Source organism: Bradyrhizobium sp. CCBAU 25338 (assembly GCF_028128965.1).
In the GTDB taxonomy this organism is placed as follows: Bacteria; Pseudomonadota; Alphaproteobacteria; order Rhizobiales; family Xanthobacteraceae; genus Bradyrhizobium; species Bradyrhizobium liaoningense.
Window position 1 is genome coordinate 20,283 of sequence record NZ_LFKY01000025.1, and the last position, 17,684, is coordinate 37,966.

The following is a 17,684-nucleotide window of genomic DNA, read 5'->3' on the forward strand; positions in this document are numbered from 1 at the left end:
CCAGAAAGACCATCGCCGCCTTGGATGCACCAAGACGCCCGAAGTCCTCAGGCCCGCGCAGTGGAAGACCATGAGCAGGATGTCGCACCTCTTTCCAAATCGAGTGCGCTTCTAAGATGGGCAAGCGACGTCGACATCGTTTGTGCAATGATCGAACAGGTCGTCATAGGCGATGTCCATGTTCAACCCCCGATCTGACACCACGCGCCGAATCAGATTTCTGCTTCCAGGTGGGCTCGCTCCATCATCGCGTCGGTCGGAGTTCTCAGTGTCGCCCACAGCTCGCCATGCCCCGGTGCGATACCGTACGCCGGCTCTTCAAACCTCACGTGGCGACCATCAACCTTCGAAAGATCGACACGCTGCTCTCCGTCGCGCACAAGCGCGGGAATGTCGACCAGAAGCTGGGCAAGTGCATTTCTGGCGGGCTCCGGCTTTGAGGCGCGCGAGGCTTGATAGTTCGACCTGCATTCCTTCGGTGATGGACAAGTCTTCAGAACGAAGTCGGTCAGTTATTCCGAGAGCATTTCGCGGTAGATCAGTTTGATCCTCTCAAACGCTTGACGGAGATATCTTAAGTCCAGGGCAGCGAGACGGATCGCGAGTCCCGCCTGCGCCGGCGACGCGCTCACTGCGCCATAGAGCCCTTTGATTCGCTCAAGCGCTGCTGCCAACTTGCCTCGTAGCTTTTCCAGATCATGTGCAGAGGGCAGCACAATGAATGCCGATCCGAAGGCCCCGTAGCCACGAAAGAGGCTGTGGTCTGGGCGAAATAAACGCGTCCGCTCCATCAGCAGCGGCTCGCCGCCCGATCTTCTTAGGCAGAACGTCGACTCCAACTCCCGGAAGTAGCGCGCTCCGCCACAGGGGTCGTGCATCGTGAATGCATCGACGATCAACGCATAGGCGTCGGGCGCGCAGTCAAGTTCGATCGTCTGTGACAATGCCGCATCGGGAAACATGATCCGCGGCTCGGGCAGATATTCGAGACTGGCCTTGCTCGCGACGTCAAGCTCCACCGTCTCGACAGCGCGCGCCGAGGGGTGGGCGCGATGAACCGACGTCGCGCCCTGATTGGTTAGGCAAACGGCCGTCCCGGGGCCAAGCATAAGGCGTTGTGCAAGGCTGTCCTCTCCGTGAACCGCCCCGCTTGCCGTCTGCACAATCACGCTGAGGCAATCCGGTCGATCCGGATCGACATGAAAGCTCCGCGTGAGCACGAATGGCCAAGCGAACACCCGTCGGTCGATCACAGTACGGTCGGAACGCCGAACGAAGCTCAGATCGAGGCGCGCTGCGTCGCTCGCCGTTGCGTTGTTCATGTCTTGAACAACACTTCGCGTTCGAGGAGATCGACGATCGATTCGATACCCTCGCCGCGGCGACAATTGGTGAGCATCACCGGACGCTCTCCGCGGACGTTCAATGCGTCCCGATGCATGCACCCCAGATCAACGCCAACGTAAGGCGCCAGATCGACCTTGTTGATGACAAGAAGGTCGGCGCGAATGACACCCGGACCGCGCTTGCGCGGAATATCGTCGCCACCGGCCACGTCGATCACAAACATCCAAAAGTCCGTCAGATCGCGCGAGAACGTCGAGGCGAGATTGTCACCACCACTTTCGAGCAGGATCAGCTCGAGTCCCGGGAAACGACGTTCGAGCTCATCTGCGGCTTCGATGTTGAGCGTGGGATCCTCGCGAATGACGGTGTGCGGACACGCACCCGCCTCGACCGCCGACACCCGTGCCGGATCGATCAGCCCGGAGCGTCTGATCCGCTCGGCGTCCTCGGCCGTGACGAGATCGTTGGTGATGACGGCGATATCGATGCCCCGGGCAGTGAGTGCTGGAATCAAGCACTCCACCAATGCAGTCTTGCCTGAACCGACCGGTCCTCCGATTCCAACCCGTGCGGCTGCGATCCGTGGCTGCGCCAGTCCATTGCCGAGAGAGAGCCGGCTCATCGGAGCATATACCGTCTTGCCAACGGCACCTTCGTCGCTGGCGGGCACATCAGAAGCTTCCCATCAGCACGAACCTCGAACGTTTGTGGGTCGACCTCGACATGCGGCGTCGCGGTGTTGCGCAACATGTTTGACTTGCGCAATTTCCGTACATTCTTGATCTGGACGGGGGCACGTTCAAGGCCAAGCTTGCGGGTCACATCGGCATCCATGGCGAGCTTCGACATGAAATTGACGCCCAGTCTTTGCGGTGCGGCACCGAGCGCTCCCCACATCCGCTTCTGGATCATCGGTTCCGACAAACCGAGGCTGCCGTTGCCGTCGCCCATGGCTGCCCAGACGACGAAGCCGTTCTTGATCACCATATAGGGCTTGATGCCGAAGGAAGCGCGCGGCCAGAGAACGAGGTCGGCCATTTTGCCGGGCTCGATCGAACCGACGAGGTTATCGATGCCCACCGCGATAGCCGGATTGATGGTGAGCTTGGCAATGTAGCGCTTGATGCGCTCATTGTCCGCACGTGCCGTCTTTTCCTCGGGCAGGCGACCGATCCGATCCTTCATCACGCTGGCCAGCTGCCAGCACTTCGCGACGTTCTCAGCGAGGCGTCCCATGCCTTGCGTATCCGTGCCGAATATCGATATCGCCCCCATGTCGTGCAGAAAGTCTTCCGCCGCCATCGACTGGGCGCGCACCCGTGCCTCACCGAACATCACGTCCTCGGGCGCATTGTAATTGAGCTGATGACAGATCATCGTCATCGGCACGCCCTCTTCCATGCCGTAAGACGTGTACGGATTGGTCGGATTGGTCGACGAGGGAATAACGTTGTCCCACGACACGACCTTGAGAAGGTCTGGGGCGTGACCGCCTCCGGCGCCCTCCACGTGATACATATGGATGGTGCGACCTTCGACGGCCGCCATCGTGTCCTCGCAGAAGCCGTATTCGTTGATCGAGTCGGTGTGGAGGTGAACAGCGAAATCATTGCGATCTGCCGCAATGAGGCTCTGATCAATCACCGCGGGGGCGGCGCCGAAATCCTCGTGAATCTTCACGGACATGCCGCCGGCCGCGACCGCTTCCTCAATCGCCTCGGGGTTGGACCCCGCACGTCCGAACAAGGCGAAATTGAGCGGCGAAAATTCGATAGCCTGCAGGAAGCGCGCGAAGGTCGAAGCGGCCCCGCTGCCGACGTCAAAAACCGGCCCTGATCCGTTCCCGACCAGGGTGGTCGTCCCACCGGAAAGCGCATGGTCGGATTGCTCCGGCGAGATCAGGTGCGCGTGCGACTCAATGGCGCCGGCGGTGACGATGAAAGGACCGCCAGCAATCGGCGCCGTAGTGTGACCTACGACCATGTCGGGATGCACGTCGGGCATCACGTCGGGATTGCCGGCCTTGCCGATGCCAACAATGCGCCCGTCACGGATGCCGATGTCGGCCTTCACGATGCCGGCGACGGCGTCGACGATGGTGGCGTTCTTGATGACAACGTCGAGAATGTTGTGTGAGGCAGTCCTGTAGGCGTTGACGCCTTCGCCATCGCGCAGGTTCTTTCCCGCACCGACCAGCAATTCGTGCCCGTAGGTGGTGTAGTCGTGCTCGATCTCGGCGAGCAGACTGGTGTCGGCCAATCGCACGAGGTCGCCCTTGGTCGGTCCATAGAGCTCGCCGTAGGCTTTGCGTGACAGTATGGCCATGGTCAGGCTCCCAGATAGCCGCGGGCGCGCGCCCGCTTCAGCGCATCATCCCTCGCCGACGGCGCATCCAACGAACCGTTGACGAGGCCCGCCTGCCCATGCACGACGCGATCACCCGAAATCGGAACAAGCCGCACGGACTTGGTGACCCCCGGCTCGAAACGGATACCGGCCCCCGCGGGACGGTCGACTTTCCTGCCCCAGGCTGCCGCGCGATCGAAGAGCAAGGCACGATTGACCTCGAAGAAGTGGGTGTGGCTGCGAACCTGAACGTCACGGTCGCCGGTATTCGTGACATCGATAGTGATCGCGGCCAGGCTTGCGAAACTCTCAATGTCCCCATCACCCGCGATGATCTCACCGGGCACGATATCGTCTACGACAGATGTGTCACTGGGACCGATCGGTTCGAAAAGCGCCATCACCTTGGTCCCTTCCGCGAACATGCATTCGATATAGAGCATCGGAATCATCTGTCCGACGCCGGGCTCGACATCGTCCCACGTCAACAGTCGGCCTGCCATGTCGCGGATCTCTGCATAAGGCATATTACGGCGCGCCGCGGTCATGACCTCGTCTGTAATGTAGGCCACCGCCTCCGGATGACTCAGCCGGATTCCCAGTGACCGATTGCGGCGCGCCATTTGCGCGGCATTGAAGATGACGAGGCGATCCATCTCGGTCGGTGAAAGGTTCATCATGGAAACGCATCCTCTCTCAAGTCGTGAACATGCGGACGTGTCGCAGCGGTCCACGCGAAACCGCGATGTCGATGAACGGCGTGAAGCTCGCAGGCAGCGCATCGGGCGGCGGAGTTTCCTCAAGCAGTCCCGCCAACAACATGCGTGCGGCTTCCTGGCTGCGCTGCGCCTCGATGTGGCCGACAATCCCGAGCCGCACGGCTGCACTGACGAGGCCGGTTACGAGCGTCCAGCCCGAGACCAGTTCTGCTGCCTCCAGGCTGAGCCCCGCGTCCCGGCCGACGACGGCCTGCACAACGGCCAGATGGCCCAGCCTGGTGTCCGACGACACCAAGCCACGGTAGGCGACCGATAGCGGTCCATCGAGCTTGAACCATACCCCGAGTAGCGCCCTGCCCGCCCGCCGCGATCCTTCCCGCATTTCGGCCGAAGGTGTTGCCGCCTCGGCCAGGCGATCCACGCGCGCGATGGCCACGCAATCCTCTGCCCGAAAGGCCTGGCGCAGCAGAACACGGTCCATGCTTGCCCAGCGTCGCTCAAGCTGGTCCGCGATGATCCGATCGAGTTCGCTGCGATTGGCAAGCATGCCGTCCGCAGCAAGGCCTTCCAGCCCCCAGGAGAATGCAAAGCCGCCGGCCGGGTAGGCACTGTCCCCGAGCTGCAACAAGGCCAGCGTCTGCAATCTGTCAAACAGCATCGCTCTCCACGATCTCGCCCGCTTCGAGCAGCGCCTTAATTCGTGCCCGGTAAGTGTCGAGCGGCCCGTCCAGCAGGACAACAAGGAGATCGCCCTCAAAACGGACCCGCCAATGCAGATTTCCGGCATTCCAACCGAGCTTCAGCGCGGCAGCTTGGTTGACTGGCTTCAATCGCCAGCATTCCTGCTCGCCGAAGCGGACAATGATGGCGCGATCATGTGCGAGAAATAGCAGCGCCCCGTCGACCAGGTCCTCGTCCCGTCCCAGGCTGACGGCGCAATCGGTTCCGCGATCGGTCGTCAAGCGAAAGCGCTTGCGGCCGACGTCGGACGGCGGCACGAACAGGAACTCGATCCCGCCATGATGTTCGACGTGGTGGAGACGGCCCGCATAGGCCGCGTCGTCGGATCGTCCGATGATGCCGTGAAGCCGTAATGTCACGATATTCTCCCGTGAATGACAAATGGAGCCGGCTCACCGCATCGTTGCCGACACCTCCTTTGAGGTCACCAACGTGACCTCGCCATCCAGGATGGGCTTCGCAATTCCGAAGAAGGTCGCGACGGCCGCCGAACCGTTGTGGCGATCCATCGCGGCCTTGTCGGAAAATCGCTCGTACGTCGTGAACACACACGGATCTTCCTCGCTCTGCGAGATGAAGAATCCGATCGTATCAGACTCGTTGGCCGCGACATTTTCGGCAACGGCCATCAACGCGTCGCGCATCGTGATCTCGTGTCCGGACTTTGCCTTGATGACGGCGGTGATCGTGATCATCAGAATTTCTTCCAATCACCGTCGGCTTCGAAGGCGCTGGCCGCCTGATAGATGGTCGCCTCGTTATAGTCCTTGGCGATCAGCATCAGGCCCACCGGAAGACCGTCCGACAGGCCGCAGGGAATGGTCATCGCGGGATGACCGGTAACGTCGAACGGACTGGTCGTGGCCGTCATTTCAAAGGCACGCTGGACGATTTCGGAGAGCGGCGCATCCTTGGCCGGGATCGGCGTGGCGACACAGGGCAAGGTCGGCATCAGTAGCAGATCGTAAGAGCCGAATACTGCGTCATAGGCCGCCTTGGCAGCGATCGCGATGTTGCGTGATTTGGCATAGTAACGACCGCGATAATGGCTGACGCCCCACTGCCCAACCAGCATTGTGAGCTTGAGCGTTTCCGACAGGTCGTCGGCACGGGTACGCCAACCCGAGTGGGCGTCGAGCAGGCCCACGTCATAGAGGCCCTTCCAGTTGAAGCCCATGCCGTTGCCGATCATCATCTGGACCAGGAATCCTTCCAGCGTGATCGGGTTCCAGGCCGCGAGTGCATGAAGATGTTCGGGAATCGAAACTTCCGACACGCTGGCGCCGAGCTTTGCGAAACGCTCTGCGCCGGCCTTCACCTTGGACGCAACGCCTTCCTGCATGTTCGCAACGGCAAATCCCTCCTTGAGAATGCCGATCTTCATGCCCTTGACGCCCTTGCGGAGCATCTCGGTGTAGCTCGTGACCTTCGGCGCATATTGGCGCGGATCTAGCCCATCGGCGCCGGCCAGCACCTCCAGCAACAGCGCGTTGTCGGCGACGTTGGCCGTCATCGGGCCGGTGTGGTCGATGGTCGATTCGATCGGCATCACGCCCGTATACGGCACGAGCCCGTGCGTCGCCTTCATGCCGTAGATGCCGCAATAGGATGCCGGGATACGGATCGAGCCGCCTTGATCGCCGCCGATCGCCATGTCGACCTCGCCGGCTGCGACCAGCGCGGCGCTTCCCGATGAGGAGCCTCCGGCCGAATACCCCATCTTGAGGGGATTATGAACTGGTGCAGGATTGGAGGTATGGCTGCCGCCCGACAGGCAGAAATGCTCGCACACGGCCTTGCCGACGATGGTGCCGCCGGCATCGAGTATGCGGGTCACGATCGTTGCGTCGGCGGCGGGAATGAAGCCCTCGAGCGTGGTCGAGCCGTTCATCATGGGGACGCCGGCCAAGGCCACGTTGTCCTTCAGCACGATGGTACGACCCGCGAGCTTGCCGGTGGCTGCGCCCTTGACCTCGGTCTTGATCGCCCATGCGCCGTATTTGTTGTCCTTCGGCATCGGCTTGGAGCCCGGCATGCGCGGATATTTGACCGGCGGCAGCGGGTTTGGCAGCTCGTCGATGACGTCGTAGGCGTCGAACATCCCGCCCATGAGGGCAAGATAACTTCCGGCCTCTTCGACCGTCATGTTCATGTGCAGGCTGGCGGCGAGCTCGGCGACATCTTCGGCAGTCGGGCGTTTGATAGACATAAGTCATCCTTTCTTGTGAGGACAAGCCGGCAGCAAGAGAACCAGCGATCGTAACGACCGGCGCAGCCGCGCCGGAGATTGAACTTAGTTTGGATGCATCGCGCCGTCCCGAGCCAGAAGGTTTTCGCGGTCGAGCTCTCCCGTGATGCGCCCCTTCTGGATATTGAGAATCCGGTCCGACAGTGAGGTGATGAACTCGAGGTTCTGCTCGACGACGATCAGCGACATGTTCCACTGCTTCTTCAGTGCGAGCAGCGTCTCGACGATCTCTTCGATGATCGATGGCTGGATACCCTCGGTCGGCTCGTCCAGCAGGATCAGCCGGGGCTTCGTGCAGAGACAGCGCGCCAGTGCCAGCAATTGCTGCTCACCGCCCGACAGAGCCCCACCACGCCGGTCGAGCAGTCGCACCAGGCGCGGAAAGTCCTGAAGCACCGCGTCGATCACCGATCGGTCCTCCTTTGGCGCCGCCGCCAGGCCCATTCGCAGGTTCTCGAGGACGCTCAGGTCGGGAAATATCTCTCGTCCTTGCGGCACAAGCCCAATGCCAAGCCTGGACCGCTCGTGCGGCTTGAGATGGGTAATCGGCTTGCCGGCGAACGTGACGGTGCCCCCCGTCGTCGGCAAATGCCCCATCAGCGCACGCAGCGTCGTGGTCTTGCCCATGCCGTTGTGGCCGAGAATACCGAGATACTCGCCATCCTGAATCGTCATGTCGAGACCAAACAGGATTGGAATGCGGCCGTAGCCCGATCGTAAATCCCGGACCTCGAGAAGCGCGCTCATGCCGCCACCTTCTTGCCGAGATAGACGTCGCGCACGCGCTGATCCGCCAAGACCTTGTCCACGGTGTCTTCGACCAGCACCCGCCCCTGATGAAAGACCGTCACCTTCTTTGCAATCTGCTTGATGAACTCCATGTCGTGCTCGACGACGATGATGGCGCGGGTCTGGTTGATCTCGCGGATGATGGCGGCTGTGTGCAGTGTCTCCTCGTCGGTCATCCCGGCGGCCGGCTCATCGAGCAGGATCAATTCCGGTTCAGCCGCAAGCACCATGCCGATTTCGACCCATTGTCGTTGGCCGTGTGACAGCGTAGCCACGATGCGATCGGCATGATCCGTCAACCGGATCATCTGCAAAACCGCATCGACCGCGGGCCCCTGGGCGCGCGGCGTCGCTTTCCGCCGAACAGCGAGCCAGATGTTCTCTCGCACCGAGAGACCGTTGAAGACGTTCGGCACCTGGGTCTTGATGCCGATTCCCATGCGGGCGATCTCGTGCGACAGCTTGCCGGCGATCGGCTGACCGCGAAACGCAATCGCACCCGATGTGGGCACAAGCTGTCCAGTCAGCGTCTTGAAGAAAGTGCTCTTGCCGGCGCCATTGGGCCCGATCAGGCAGCGCAGCTCCATCTCTTCCAATGTGAAGGTAATGTCGTCATTGGCGACGACACCGCCAAAACGCATCGTGAGGTGCTCTGCCTTGAGGAGGGGTACGAGGTCCGCCATGGTCATTCGGCTCCGGCCATGTGGGACGCCGCCACCGACGGCGGTAACTGCTCGTCTGCGAGTTGCGCCTTCGGTCTCGGTGCGGGCACGAGCCGCATCAAAAGATCGCGCGCCGTCGGCACGAGTCCCTTCGGAAGCAGCAGCACGAAGACGACCAGCACGGCGCCCAGCACGAGGTTGGAGTTCAGGGCCTGTTGCGAGCCGATATAGGCGACGATGTATTCGATGAGCACACAGCCAACGATGGGGCCAAGCAAGGTACCGAGCCCCCCCACCGTGATCCAGATGATGATCTCCGCCGACAACGACAGGCTGAAGATGGTCGGCCCGACGAACGCGCCCCAATTGACGTAGAGCGCACCGGCGAGACCCGCGATCGCGCCGCTCAGAATGAAAGTGAGCAGCTTGACCTTCCGCGGGTCGTAACCGAGCAGCGAGGCACGAACCTCGTTCTCACGCACCGCCACGATGACGCGTCCGGCCGGAAGGGACAGCAGCAGACGCAGCAACAGGAATATCCCGAGCAGGGTCCCGCCCGTCACCCACCAAGATTGTTCGGGCGACAGGATTTGGTCGGGATAGAATGGGACATTGAAGGTCGGCACTGCCGGAATGCCATTGAAGCCGCCGAGCAATGCCTTGCCAATCCTGTACTCGTCGCCCGAGGTCGAGTTGACGCAGTTGAACAGGATCAGTGTCACGGTGAGCGTGATCACACCGAGATAGACGTCGGAGATGCGGCCGAAGAAGATGAAGTAGCCGAGGATCGCGGCGAACAACGCGGGAATGATAATGGCGAGCAGGATCGACGGCGTGGAATCCTGAAAATTGATCGCTGATATCGCGTAGGCATAGCCGCCGAGGCCGAAGAAGGCCGTCTGTCCAAACGACAGGATGCCGCCAAAGCCCCAGATGAAGGCGAGACTGAGCGCCAGCACCGCCATTGCCGCGAACAACGTCAACTGCATCATTGCGAACAGCTCGATGACGCTCGGGATCAGCACGATCGCGATGATCGCGATGAGGACGGCAACCGCCTGAGCCACAAGGCGAAAGCGGATGGTCATTACAGGTTCCCCTTGAAGAAGCGGCCGGAAATTCCCTGCGGCAGCAGGCGGATCAGCACGATCGCCGCCGTGAACACCAGGACCTCGCCATAGACCGGCGTGGTGAAAAAGGCGCCGACCTGATTGACAGCACCGAACAGGCTCGCCGCCGACATCGTCCCCGACAGAATGGCGGCGCCTCCCCCGACGACGGTCATGAAGGCCTTGGCGACGTAGGCGCCGCCCATGCCGGGCGTGATGCCCGAAACCGGAGCCAGCAAGCCTCCGGCGAGACCTGTGATCGCCGCTCCGACCGCGAACGTACTCATGTAGACCCGCGCCGGATTGACGCCCAGCGTGGCCGCCATCGCGGGGTTCTGCATCGTGGCGCGGGCGATCAGGCCGAAGCGGGTGTAGCTCATCACACCGTAGACCACGGCCATCATCACGATCGCCATCCCGGCCAGGAACAGCGTGTAATAGCTTGACTGATACGACCCGATCGAGAAACCGCCGAGCGGAGTCGGCACACCCTGCTGCGTGTTGCCGTAGATCGTGGTGATGATTCCGATGATCAACAGACTCAACCCCCAGGTCGCGAGCATCGAATCGACGAGGCGACCGTAGAGAAAGCGAATAAGGCACCGCTCGATGACGAGACCGACGAGACCGACGAAGAGCGGAGCAACGACCAGCATCGCGATCCAGATATTCACGCCTGCATTGGCCGATATGACAGTCGCATAGGCGCCGAGCATGATGAACTCGCCATGGGCGAGATTGATGATCTTCATCATGCCGAAGATGATCGCCAGTCCGAGGCACAACAGGAACAGCGACGATATCCCATTCAGGACGTCGAGCGCGACGATGAGGTAGATCGCCATTCTTGGATTCTTTCGGTCCCCTCGAAGTCACGGGCCCCGCCGGTGGCGAGGCCCGGCTAACATCAAAGATTGATGATGTACTGCTTGGTGTCGTTCGGATTCTTGACGAGATCGCAGACACTGGCAGTATCGGCCGGCTTGACGTCGGAGTAACTCTCCAGCACCGACCATTTGCGGTCCTTCACCTCCGCGAGAAACGCATTGCGGGTGGTGTGATGGGTCGGCTTGTCCAACGCAACCTTGCCGCTCGGGCCATCGAAAGCGATCCCGTCCTCCAGCGCGGCAATCACCTTCATGCGATCGATGCTGGCGGCTTTCTTCACGCCGGCAGCCCAAAGCATGACACCCTCATAGGTGCAGGCGGCCAGCTCGCTGACATAGGGTGAGTCGGGATGGGCCTTCTTGATCTTCTCGACGAAGCTCTTCGAGGCCGGCGTGGTAAGCTCCTCGAAGTAGCCGTAGGCGCCGAGAATGGAATCGCTTTCGGCTGCATCGAGTGTGGTCGGCTCGTTGACGAGACCGAAAGTGGTCGACGCGATCGGAATCTTGCCCTTCATGCCGGCCGAGGTCCATTGCCGGTAGAAGGCCGTATGATTGCCGCCGACCAGTGCCGACAGGATGAGGTCGGGCTTTGCCGCCTGGATCTTCGAGATAGTCGTACCGAAATTGGTGACGTCGAGCGGGAAAAAGTCGGTCGCCAGCACCTCGCCGCCGTTATCCTTGACGTACTTCGTCATCCACTTGGCGGTGATCTGACCGTAATTATAATCGGCGGCAATGATGTAGGCCTTCTTGCCCGCCTTCTTCATCGCGCTCGGCACCAGCTTTTCCACGGTCTGCGCAGGCGTTGTGCCGGTGCAGAAGGTGTTGCGATCGCAGACACCACCCTCGTAGAGAACGTTGTAGAAGTACAACACCTTGAAACGATCGAAGGTCGGACGCACCGCCTCGCGCGAGGCCGAAGTGATGCCGCCATGGACGACATCCACCTTGTCTTTCACCGCAAGCTGCTGCGCGAATTGCGAGTACATCTGAATGTTCGACTGGGTGTCGTAGTGGATGACTTTCAACGGGCGTCCCAACAACCCTCCGCCGGCATTGATCTCGTCCACGGCAAGCTGGAGCGCGTAGACCATGGGCGTGCCGGACGCTGCGATCGGACCAGACTGGTCGTGCAGGCTGCCGACGACGATCGGGTTTTCGGCGCCGAACGCACCGGAGCGAAAAATAGCCGGTGCCGCGATCAACGTCGTCGTGGCTAGGGCCGAGTGCCGCAGGAAGCGGCGACGGGAGAAAGGCATAGACGTCCCCATGTGTTTTTTGATACGGAAAATATTAAGAATACAATATTTGAAAAAGCAAGTTATTTATCGACGCGCGATGATCGAGAAGTCGTAGCCATCGACCTTGGCGAGATAGATGGGGTGCCGGCTCCCGACCACGGATTGTGCTTGATCCCCTCGCGCCGTGCGCTGCTGGAATGTTCGGCCGTAGAGGCGCGTCAACTTGCGCGCATCCAGGCTGGCAGCTTCTTCGATCAGGGCTGCGAGCGAATAGATGCCCTCGTAGCAGGATTCACCAAAGGCATTCACGGGCGGCGGACTATCACCGAACGCCATATGGTAGCGCTCCAGGAACGCACCATTGTTGCGCGAGCGGATCGACGCATAATAGCTCGAAGCAGCGTAGAGATTTTCCGTTTCGTCCACATCAAGTCCGTACGCGACGGTCTCGTCGATCGCCGAGGAAAAGCGCAGCACGCGCGAACTCAATCCCGCCGCACAGAAGGCCCGATTGAATGCGATGCAGTCGCCCCCGAGGAAATAGGGAAGAACGACGTCCGAACGCGTGACTTTGATCCGGTCCAGCATCTCGTCGAAGTCATGCTGGCCAACGGGTAGGTAGCACTCGCCAGTCACCGTCCCGCCAAAGCGGCCGATCAAGGCGCGCGCAATCTGAAGCGATGAGCGCGGCCATACATAGTCATTGCCGCAGAGGAAATAGCGGCGCGCATGCCTCGATTCCGAAAGCCATTGGATCGCGGGAGCCAGAAGCTCTTCGGCGGTTTCGCCGGTCGCTAAGACGTCCGGCGTCGAGCGGCCCTCGAACTGCGGGGTGTATATGAATGGAACACGGCCGCGGGACGCGCGCGCCACGAAGTCGCGTGCAAAACTGGGCAACATGCCGACGATGCCGTCAACGCCATCAATTTCAATTGCATCGCGCGCGGCTCGGCCGGCGCTCACGCCGGTTTCTCCGGCATTCACGATACGCAGTTCGACCGGACGGCGAAGAATGCCGTAGATCCGGTTGATTTCGTCGACAGCCAAGCGCCCGCAGGCTTCGGCTGAAGGGGCCCACAGTCCCGCTGCACCGCTTTGCGGGATGAGCAGACATATTCGAACACTTCGCAACTGTGGCGTCTCCGGGCTTCCGGACAGACCACTCACGAATCGTGCCAACGGCGATCCGGTCCCGGCGAGACCCGTTTTGCAGCGAAAGCGCCCCGTCCGGGATGCAGATTGCCGTTTCCTTCGCCGCGGAGCGCAATAACCGCCCATTTATTGAGCAACCGGGAGTACATCTGCTTTCCACTTGCTCCACTTTATATTCCAATGCAAAGGTTGACTTATCAAATAAACTCCGCCGAGGGCCAATAGAGTGGATCTTCCCGACCTCATCCGGGGCGTGAACCGCCTACTCGAGCAGACGCTCGAGGCGGAGCTCAAGCCAAGGGGCATGTCCGCTCACCAGTATCGTGTGCTCGAGGCGCTGACCGAACGGAACGGGCTGCCTATGGGCGATCTGGCAACCCGCCTCTTTGTCGATAGTCCGACGCTCACAAAGATTATCGACAGGATGGTGCAGTCGGCCGAGGTCTACCGCGGCCCTGATCCGAATGATCGACGCAAGGTTCTGATCTTCCTCTCGCGCAGAGGAGCGGCGCATTTCGAAGATATTGATCCACTGATCTCGTCCATTCAGCAGGACATCCTGGACAGGCTCGGCGCATCAGATGCCGCTGCTTTGACGAGCCTGCTCTCCGAACTGCTCGGTGGCTCCGTCTCTTCCCGTCCACGAACGTTTCGCGGACGCGAAAGCTTGAGCTACGATGATAAGGCTGCTTCGAAATGAACGGCGCCAGTTGCAAAGCCGCTTCGCACGTCACTCTCGCGCAGTGGCCATGCGCCACAACGTTTCCGCGAGCACCGCATAGCCTTGTCGAGCGCGTCCTGTGTTGTGAATTCACGCGGATTGTGACTGAGTCCGCCCTGACTCGGCACGAAAATGAGCGAGGCCGGAACGCGCTTTTGGATCGCCAAAGCGTCGTGGCCGGTGATGGTCTTGAAGGTCTCGATTTTGAGGCCGAGATCCCTTGCCACGGAACGGACTAATTCAACTCCGTCCCGATCGAGCGAAGAGGCGGATCTCTTCTCGTCCGCAGCGATCGAGATGCCGACTCCAATCTCGCGAGCCTCGCGTTCGATCCGCTTCAGAAAACGGTCGCTAATTGCGACGACCACGGCTTCGTCTTCGTGTCGGATCTCGAACCAGACCTTGGCCTGGCCTGCGACCACATTCGGCGAATTCGGGTAGACGCTGGTGCGCGCCGCGGAGGCGTGCGCGCCGGCGTTTTCGCGGGCCACTTCGACGTAGAGGGCTTCTATCGCACGGGCGGCCGCGCGCAGGGCGTCCCGGCGCAAGGGCATCGGCATCGGTCCCGTATGCGAATAGTCGCCCTCGAAGACGGCCGATATTTTGCGCGTCATCCATGCGCCGGAAACCGCGGCAATGTCCCCTGAAACCTGCTCGAGCCGATCGCCCTGCTCGACATGAAGTTCCACATAACGTACCGGGCGATATTCGAGTGGCGTGACGCCACAATAGCCGATTGCAGCCAGCGCAGCGCCGAGCGTGACCCCGTCACCGTCTGTACAGGCATAGGCATCCTGCAAGCTCAAACCGCCGGCGAAAACGGAACTGCCGGTCAGGCTGTGCTGAAACCGAGCGCCTTCCTCATTGGTCCAGTTCGCAACGGCCAAGTTGCGTCTTGCGGCTCCGGGGTTAGCAAGACAGCGCTCCCTAACCTCTTCAACCGCAAGGAGGCCTGCCAACACACCATAGGCACCATCGTATCGGCCACCCGTCGGCTGGGAATCGAGGTGCGAGCCGATGATCACAACGTCGTTCGACCCAGGTTCAATAATTGCGACGCCGAACATGTTGCCAATCGCATCGATCCTCGGGACGAGGCCGCGGTTACCGATCTCGCGCAGAAAGAGGTCCCGCGCCTGCTTGTCAGGTGCGGTCGCTGCAAGCCTGCAGACCCCGCCATCATCCGTCGCGCCGATGGCGGCAAAGCTCGTGATGAGATCGCTTAACTCGGTCATGTCCTATCCAAATCGGCGATCCAGTTCTTCAACTCCGGCTGGCCTTGCATCCATGGACTTGAACGAGCCCCTCAGGCCGGCGCGATCGCGCGCAACTCTTCGTCGCAAGCGGTGATGAACATATCCGCGTGATCCATGCCGAAACACAGCGGCGGACGAATCTTGAGCGTGCTGCCGAATGGTCCGGCAGCGCCGATCAGGAAGCCGCGCTGGCGCAGGCGATTGATCAGCGTGATCGCGAGCTCCGGCGCCGGCTCCTTGCCGTCGCGATCAATGACGAGCTCGATGCCGATGAACAGACCGGCGCCGCGAACATCCCCGATCTGGATGTGGCGATTGCCGATCTCGCGCAATCCGTCCATCAGATGACGTCCGACCTCGCCCGCATTCTGCAACAGGCCCTCGTCCTTGATCACGTCGAGCACCGCAAGCCCTGCCGCAGCGGCCACCGGATTGCCGCCGAACGTGTTGAAGTACTTCACGTCCGCGGCAAAACGATCAAGCATCGGCGCACGCAGAGCGACGCCTCCCATCGGAAAGCCGTTGCCCATAGGCTTGCCCATGGTCACGACGTCGGGGGCGACACCATGGCGCGCGAAGCCCCACATAGCTGCACCGGTGCGCCCGAAACCGGGCTGCACCTCGTCGGCGATGAACACCCCCTGGCGTTCGTGGACGAGCTCGATGGTCGGCGCCAGGAAGCCGGCGGGTTCGGCGTAGACACCATCGCTCGAAAAGATCGTGTCCACCAGCAGCCCTGCAAAGCCAACACCGCTTCGCTCGAGATCGGCAATCGCCGCCGCAACATCGTCGGCGAAACGTCTGCCGGGATCGCCGACAGGATTGCGGAACATCTCTGGCGCCGGTACCACCCGCACATGGGACGGCAATGGCTGGCCGGGACGTGAGGACGGCGATACGTCGGTCACGGCTGCGGTGTTGCCGTGATACGCCGTCTCCGTGACGATGAAGCCGGCCCCGGCCGGTTGCGACCGTCGCGATCCGCAGCGCGAGATCGTTGGCCTCGCTCCCGGTGCACGTCAGCACCAGATGACCGATCTCGGATGGAAATGTCGCCAGCAGGCGCTCCGCATAGGCGTCGACCACGTCGTTGAGATAGCGCGTGTGGGTGTTGAGCACGCCGACCTGGCGGCGAATGGCCTCGACGATTCGAGGGTGCGAATGCCCGACCGACGGGACGTTGTTGTAGAGATCGAGATATCGGCGACCCTCGACGTCGAACATGTAGACGCCTTCGGCGCGTTCCATCCGGATCGGCTCCTGGTAGAACAGGACCGAAGCCTTGCCGAACGATCGCAGTCGTCGTTCCACCGACTCCCCGAGTTCGGCGCCCATCGCCGACGCACGGCTCTGGTCGAAGGCGTTCAACGCCAGAATTTCTCGTTCCTGCTTCACCGCAAGCCTCCTCTGACCGCGCCTTGCGCAAGTCAAAGCGACCGCTGCAGCGACCGTGCCGCAGCCATTCCACGATCAGCTTGGAGAAATGTGCGAATTCCCACAACGTCGAGCTGAGCGGAGGCAAGAAACATCGGAGTCTCAGACATCCAACCTCGCGCCTCTAGAAATATACGGTCAATATCAATGTAATACTTGCAAGCGAGTCATGACCTGCAGAGATTGTGTGCACATGGTTGCCCAAAATTTGCGGCCGGCCGTCTCGGTGATGCGGTGCCAGTAAAGCCCGGGCATCACCCGCAGCTCCGTCGGCATCGCGGTCGGCAGGCCGTCGATCCACAGATGCGGCCAGTCGCCTTCGATCGGCCAGGCGAGGAAGGCCTTCACTTATCATCTATCTCCGCGCGCTGCCGCGAGACCTGGCTCTTGGAGATGCCGCTCATCCCCATGGCCTGAACAAGATCATCCACCGAGCGGGTCGAGATGCCCTGCAAATAGGCTTCCCGCACCACCGCGGTGAGCGCCTTCCCGGCCATCCGGCGCGGCTCCAAAAAGCCCGGAAAGTAGGAGCCCTTGCGCAGCTTGGGAATGCGCAGTTCGACCGCACCGGCACGGGTCTCCCAGATCCGGTTGCGGTAATCGTTGCGCAGGGCCAGACGTTCCGGGGTCTTCTCGCCGTAGGCCGCCCGGTCTGGCTTTCGACTTCCAGCTCCATCAGTCTTTGGGCGGCAAAGCCGATCATCTCGCGCAGCAGATCGGCATCAGGGGTCTTTTCCACGAGCGGAGGATTAAGCACCAAGATCAACGCGGTAGTTGATCAGCAGGGGATGCCTGTACGGATCGTACTCTCGCAAGGTCAATCGTCCGACAAGAACCTCGCGCCGACCTTGATCGAAGCGCTCAGGCCAGATCGCGACCTCGTCGCCGACCGCGGCTACGCGCCCGGGCCATTATCAACCTCGTCGAGGCTCGCGGTGGCCGGACACACATCCCGACTTGCGCGACCGCAAAGTCCAACGCTCGGTCGACCACTTCTTCGACAAACTGAAGCATTTTCGTCGCGTCGCAACG

General features: G+C 61.3%; 17 protein-coding genes and 2 pseudogenes. 2 read left to right on the forward strand and 17 right to left on the reverse strand.

The features are described from left to right. Positions 1 to 512: 512 nt before the first annotated feature. The 14 genes from ACM42_RS08910 to ACM42_RS08975 all read right to left on the reverse strand — a co-directional run bounded on the left by ACM42_RS08910 (position 513) and on the right by ACM42_RS08975 (position 13,220). A complete protein-coding gene (locus ACM42_RS08910) occupies positions 513 to 1,322 on the reverse strand; it encodes an urease accessory protein UreD (RefSeq protein WP_271527583.1) in 810 nt (269 codons plus the stop codon). Next, on the reverse strand, positions 1,319 to 1,969 hold the full coding sequence (gene ureG, locus ACM42_RS08915; protein WP_271527595.1) for an urease accessory protein UreG: 651 nt from the start codon (positions 1,967 to 1,969) through the stop codon (positions 1,319 to 1,321). The genes ACM42_RS08910 and ureG overlap by 4 nt, the downstream gene beginning before the upstream one ends. Then, positions 1,966 to 3,672: an urease subunit alpha gene (gene ureC / locus ACM42_RS08920; RefSeq protein ID WP_271527584.1), complete on the reverse strand. Its 1,707-nt coding sequence runs from the start codon at positions 3,670 to 3,672 to the stop codon at positions 1,966 to 1,968. The genes ureG and ureC overlap by 4 nt, the downstream gene beginning before the upstream one ends. 2 nt (positions 3,673 to 3,674) lie before the next feature. Then, positions 3,675 to 4,373 (reverse strand): urease subunit beta, encoded by a 699-nt coding sequence (gene ureB / locus ACM42_RS08925; protein ID WP_271527585.1) that lies wholly within the window; start codon positions 4,371 to 4,373, stop codon positions 3,675 to 3,677. Positions 4,374 to 4,389: 16 nt separating this feature from the next. Beyond that, a complete protein-coding gene (locus ACM42_RS08930; RefSeq protein ID WP_271527586.1) occupies positions 4,390 to 5,070 on the reverse strand; it encodes an urease accessory protein UreF in 681 nt (226 codons plus the stop codon). Further along, positions 5,060 to 5,512, reverse strand: coding sequence for an urease accessory protein UreE (gene ureE, locus ACM42_RS08935; protein ID WP_271527587.1), 453 nt, complete (start codon positions 5,510 to 5,512; stop codon positions 5,060 to 5,062). The genes ACM42_RS08930 and ureE overlap by 11 nt, the downstream gene beginning before the upstream one ends. A 33-nt stretch (positions 5,513 to 5,545) precedes the next feature. Beyond that, entirely contained in the window at positions 5,546 to 5,848 is a 303-nt protein-coding gene (locus ACM42_RS08940) for a putative quinol monooxygenase (protein WP_271527588.1), read from the reverse strand. Further along, positions 5,848 to 7,362, reverse strand: coding sequence for an amidase (locus ACM42_RS08945; protein ID WP_271527589.1), 1,515 nt, complete (start codon positions 7,360 to 7,362; stop codon positions 5,848 to 5,850). The genes ACM42_RS08940 and ACM42_RS08945 overlap by 1 nt, the downstream gene beginning before the upstream one ends. 84 nt (positions 7,363 to 7,446) lie before the next feature. Next, a complete protein-coding gene (locus tag ACM42_RS08950; protein WP_194388031.1) occupies positions 7,447 to 8,148 on the reverse strand; it encodes an ABC transporter ATP-binding protein in 702 nt (233 codons plus the stop codon). After that, a complete protein-coding gene (locus ACM42_RS08955; RefSeq protein ID WP_061882174.1) occupies positions 8,145 to 8,873 on the reverse strand; it encodes an ATP-binding cassette domain-containing protein in 729 nt (242 codons plus the stop codon). Before ACM42_RS08955 ends, ACM42_RS08950 begins: the two co-directional genes overlap by 4 nt. Positions 8,874 to 8,875: 2 nt before the next feature. Continuing rightward, a complete protein-coding gene (locus tag ACM42_RS08960; protein ID WP_271527590.1) occupies positions 8,876 to 9,940 on the reverse strand; it encodes a branched-chain amino acid ABC transporter permease in 1,065 nt (354 codons plus the stop codon). Further along, complete coding sequence (locus ACM42_RS08965; RefSeq protein WP_271527591.1) at positions 9,940 to 10,806, reverse strand: branched-chain amino acid ABC transporter permease; 867 nt, start codon at positions 10,804 to 10,806, stop codon at positions 9,940 to 9,942. Before ACM42_RS08965 ends, ACM42_RS08960 begins: the two co-directional genes overlap by 1 nt. Before the next feature lie 62 nt (positions 10,807 to 10,868). Then, the gene (locus tag ACM42_RS08970) at positions 10,869 to 12,107 is read right to left on the reverse strand and encodes an urea ABC transporter substrate-binding protein (RefSeq protein WP_271527592.1); all 1,239 of its coding nucleotides are present in this window, start codon (positions 12,105 to 12,107) and stop codon (positions 10,869 to 10,871) included. Positions 12,108 to 12,173: 66 nt separating this feature from the next. Beyond that, positions 12,174 to 13,220 (reverse strand): substrate-binding domain-containing protein, encoded by a 1,047-nt coding sequence (locus ACM42_RS08975; RefSeq protein WP_271527596.1) that lies wholly within the window; start codon positions 13,218 to 13,220, stop codon positions 12,174 to 12,176. 247 nt (positions 13,221 to 13,467) lie between these two features. Between ACM42_RS08975 and ACM42_RS08980 the strand changes: the two genes are divergently transcribed. Then, on the forward strand, positions 13,468 to 13,941 hold the full coding sequence (locus tag ACM42_RS08980; protein WP_271527593.1) for a MarR family winged helix-turn-helix transcriptional regulator: 474 nt from the start codon (positions 13,468 to 13,470) through the stop codon (positions 13,939 to 13,941). Here ACM42_RS08980 and ACM42_RS08985 read toward each other — a convergent pair. The 3 genes and pseudogenes from ACM42_RS08985 to ACM42_RS08995 form a co-directional block, all read right to left on the reverse strand. Beyond that, the gene (locus ACM42_RS08985) at positions 13,914 to 15,197 is read right to left on the reverse strand and encodes a Zn-dependent hydrolase (protein WP_271527594.1); all 1,284 of its coding nucleotides are present in this window, start codon (positions 15,195 to 15,197) and stop codon (positions 13,914 to 13,916) included. The genes ACM42_RS08980 and ACM42_RS08985 overlap by 28 nt on opposite strands. A 71-nt stretch (positions 15,198 to 15,268) precedes the next feature. After that, positions 15,269 to 16,553, reverse strand: a pseudogene (locus ACM42_RS08990) (aspartate aminotransferase family protein). A gap of 300 nt (positions 16,554 to 16,853) precedes the next feature. Beyond that, a pseudogene (locus ACM42_RS08995) lies at positions 16,854 to 17,418 on the reverse strand (transposase); the annotation flags it as partial. Here ACM42_RS08995 and ACM42_RS38680 point away from each other — a divergent pair. Further along, positions 17,414 to 17,684, forward strand: a 271-nt coding sequence (locus ACM42_RS38680; RefSeq protein WP_442868914.1) for a transposase, incomplete at its 3' end; no start/stop codon positions are given. The pseudogene ACM42_RS08995 and the gene ACM42_RS38680 overlap by 5 nt on opposite strands.

What these genes read in the sequence shown, in the direction of transcription:
- ACM42_RS08945 (WP_271527589.1), bottom strand. Translation starts at nt 7,362, where the DNA reads ATGTCTATCAAACGCCCGACTGCCGAAGATGTCGCCGAGCTCGCCGCC.
- ACM42_RS08910 (WP_271527583.1), bottom strand. Translation starts at nt 1,322, where the DNA reads ATGAACAACGCAACGGCGAGCGACGCAGCGCGCCTCGATCTGAGCTTC.
- ureG (WP_271527595.1), bottom strand. Translation starts at nt 1,969, where the DNA reads ATGAGCCGGCTCTCTCTCGGCAATGGACTGGCGCAGCCACGGATCGCA.
- ACM42_RS08940 (WP_271527588.1), bottom strand. Translation starts at nt 5,848, where the DNA reads ATGATCACGATCACCGCCGTCATCAAGGCAAAGTCCGGACACGAGATC.
- ACM42_RS08965 (WP_271527591.1), bottom strand. Translation starts at nt 10,806, where the DNA reads ATGGCGATCTACCTCATCGTCGCGCTCGACGTCCTGAATGGGATATCG.
- ACM42_RS08930 (WP_271527586.1), bottom strand. Translation starts at nt 5,070, where the DNA reads ATGCTGTTTGACAGATTGCAGACGCTGGCCTTGTTGCAGCTCGGGGAC.
- ureC (WP_271527584.1), bottom strand. Translation starts at nt 3,672, where the DNA reads ATGGCCATACTGTCACGCAAAGCCTACGGCGAGCTCTATGGACCGACC.
- ureB (WP_271527585.1), bottom strand. Translation starts at nt 4,373, where the DNA reads ATGATGAACCTTTCACCGACCGAGATGGATCGCCTCGTCATCTTCAAT.
- ACM42_RS08970 (WP_271527592.1), bottom strand. Translation starts at nt 12,107, where the DNA reads ATGCCTTTCTCCCGTCGCCGCTTCCTGCGGCACTCGGCCCTAGCCACG.
- ACM42_RS08955 (WP_061882174.1), bottom strand. Translation starts at nt 8,873, where the DNA reads ATGGCGGACCTCGTACCCCTCCTCAAGGCAGAGCACCTCACGATGCGT.
- ACM42_RS08960 (WP_271527590.1), bottom strand. Translation starts at nt 9,940, where the DNA reads ATGACCATCCGCTTTCGCCTTGTGGCTCAGGCGGTTGCCGTCCTCATC.
- ACM42_RS08950 (WP_194388031.1), bottom strand. Translation starts at nt 8,148, where the DNA reads ATGAGCGCGCTTCTCGAGGTCCGGGATTTACGATCGGGCTACGGCCGC.
- ACM42_RS08985 (WP_271527594.1), bottom strand. Translation starts at nt 15,197, where the DNA reads ATGACCGAGTTAAGCGATCTCATCACGAGCTTTGCCGCCATCGGCGCG.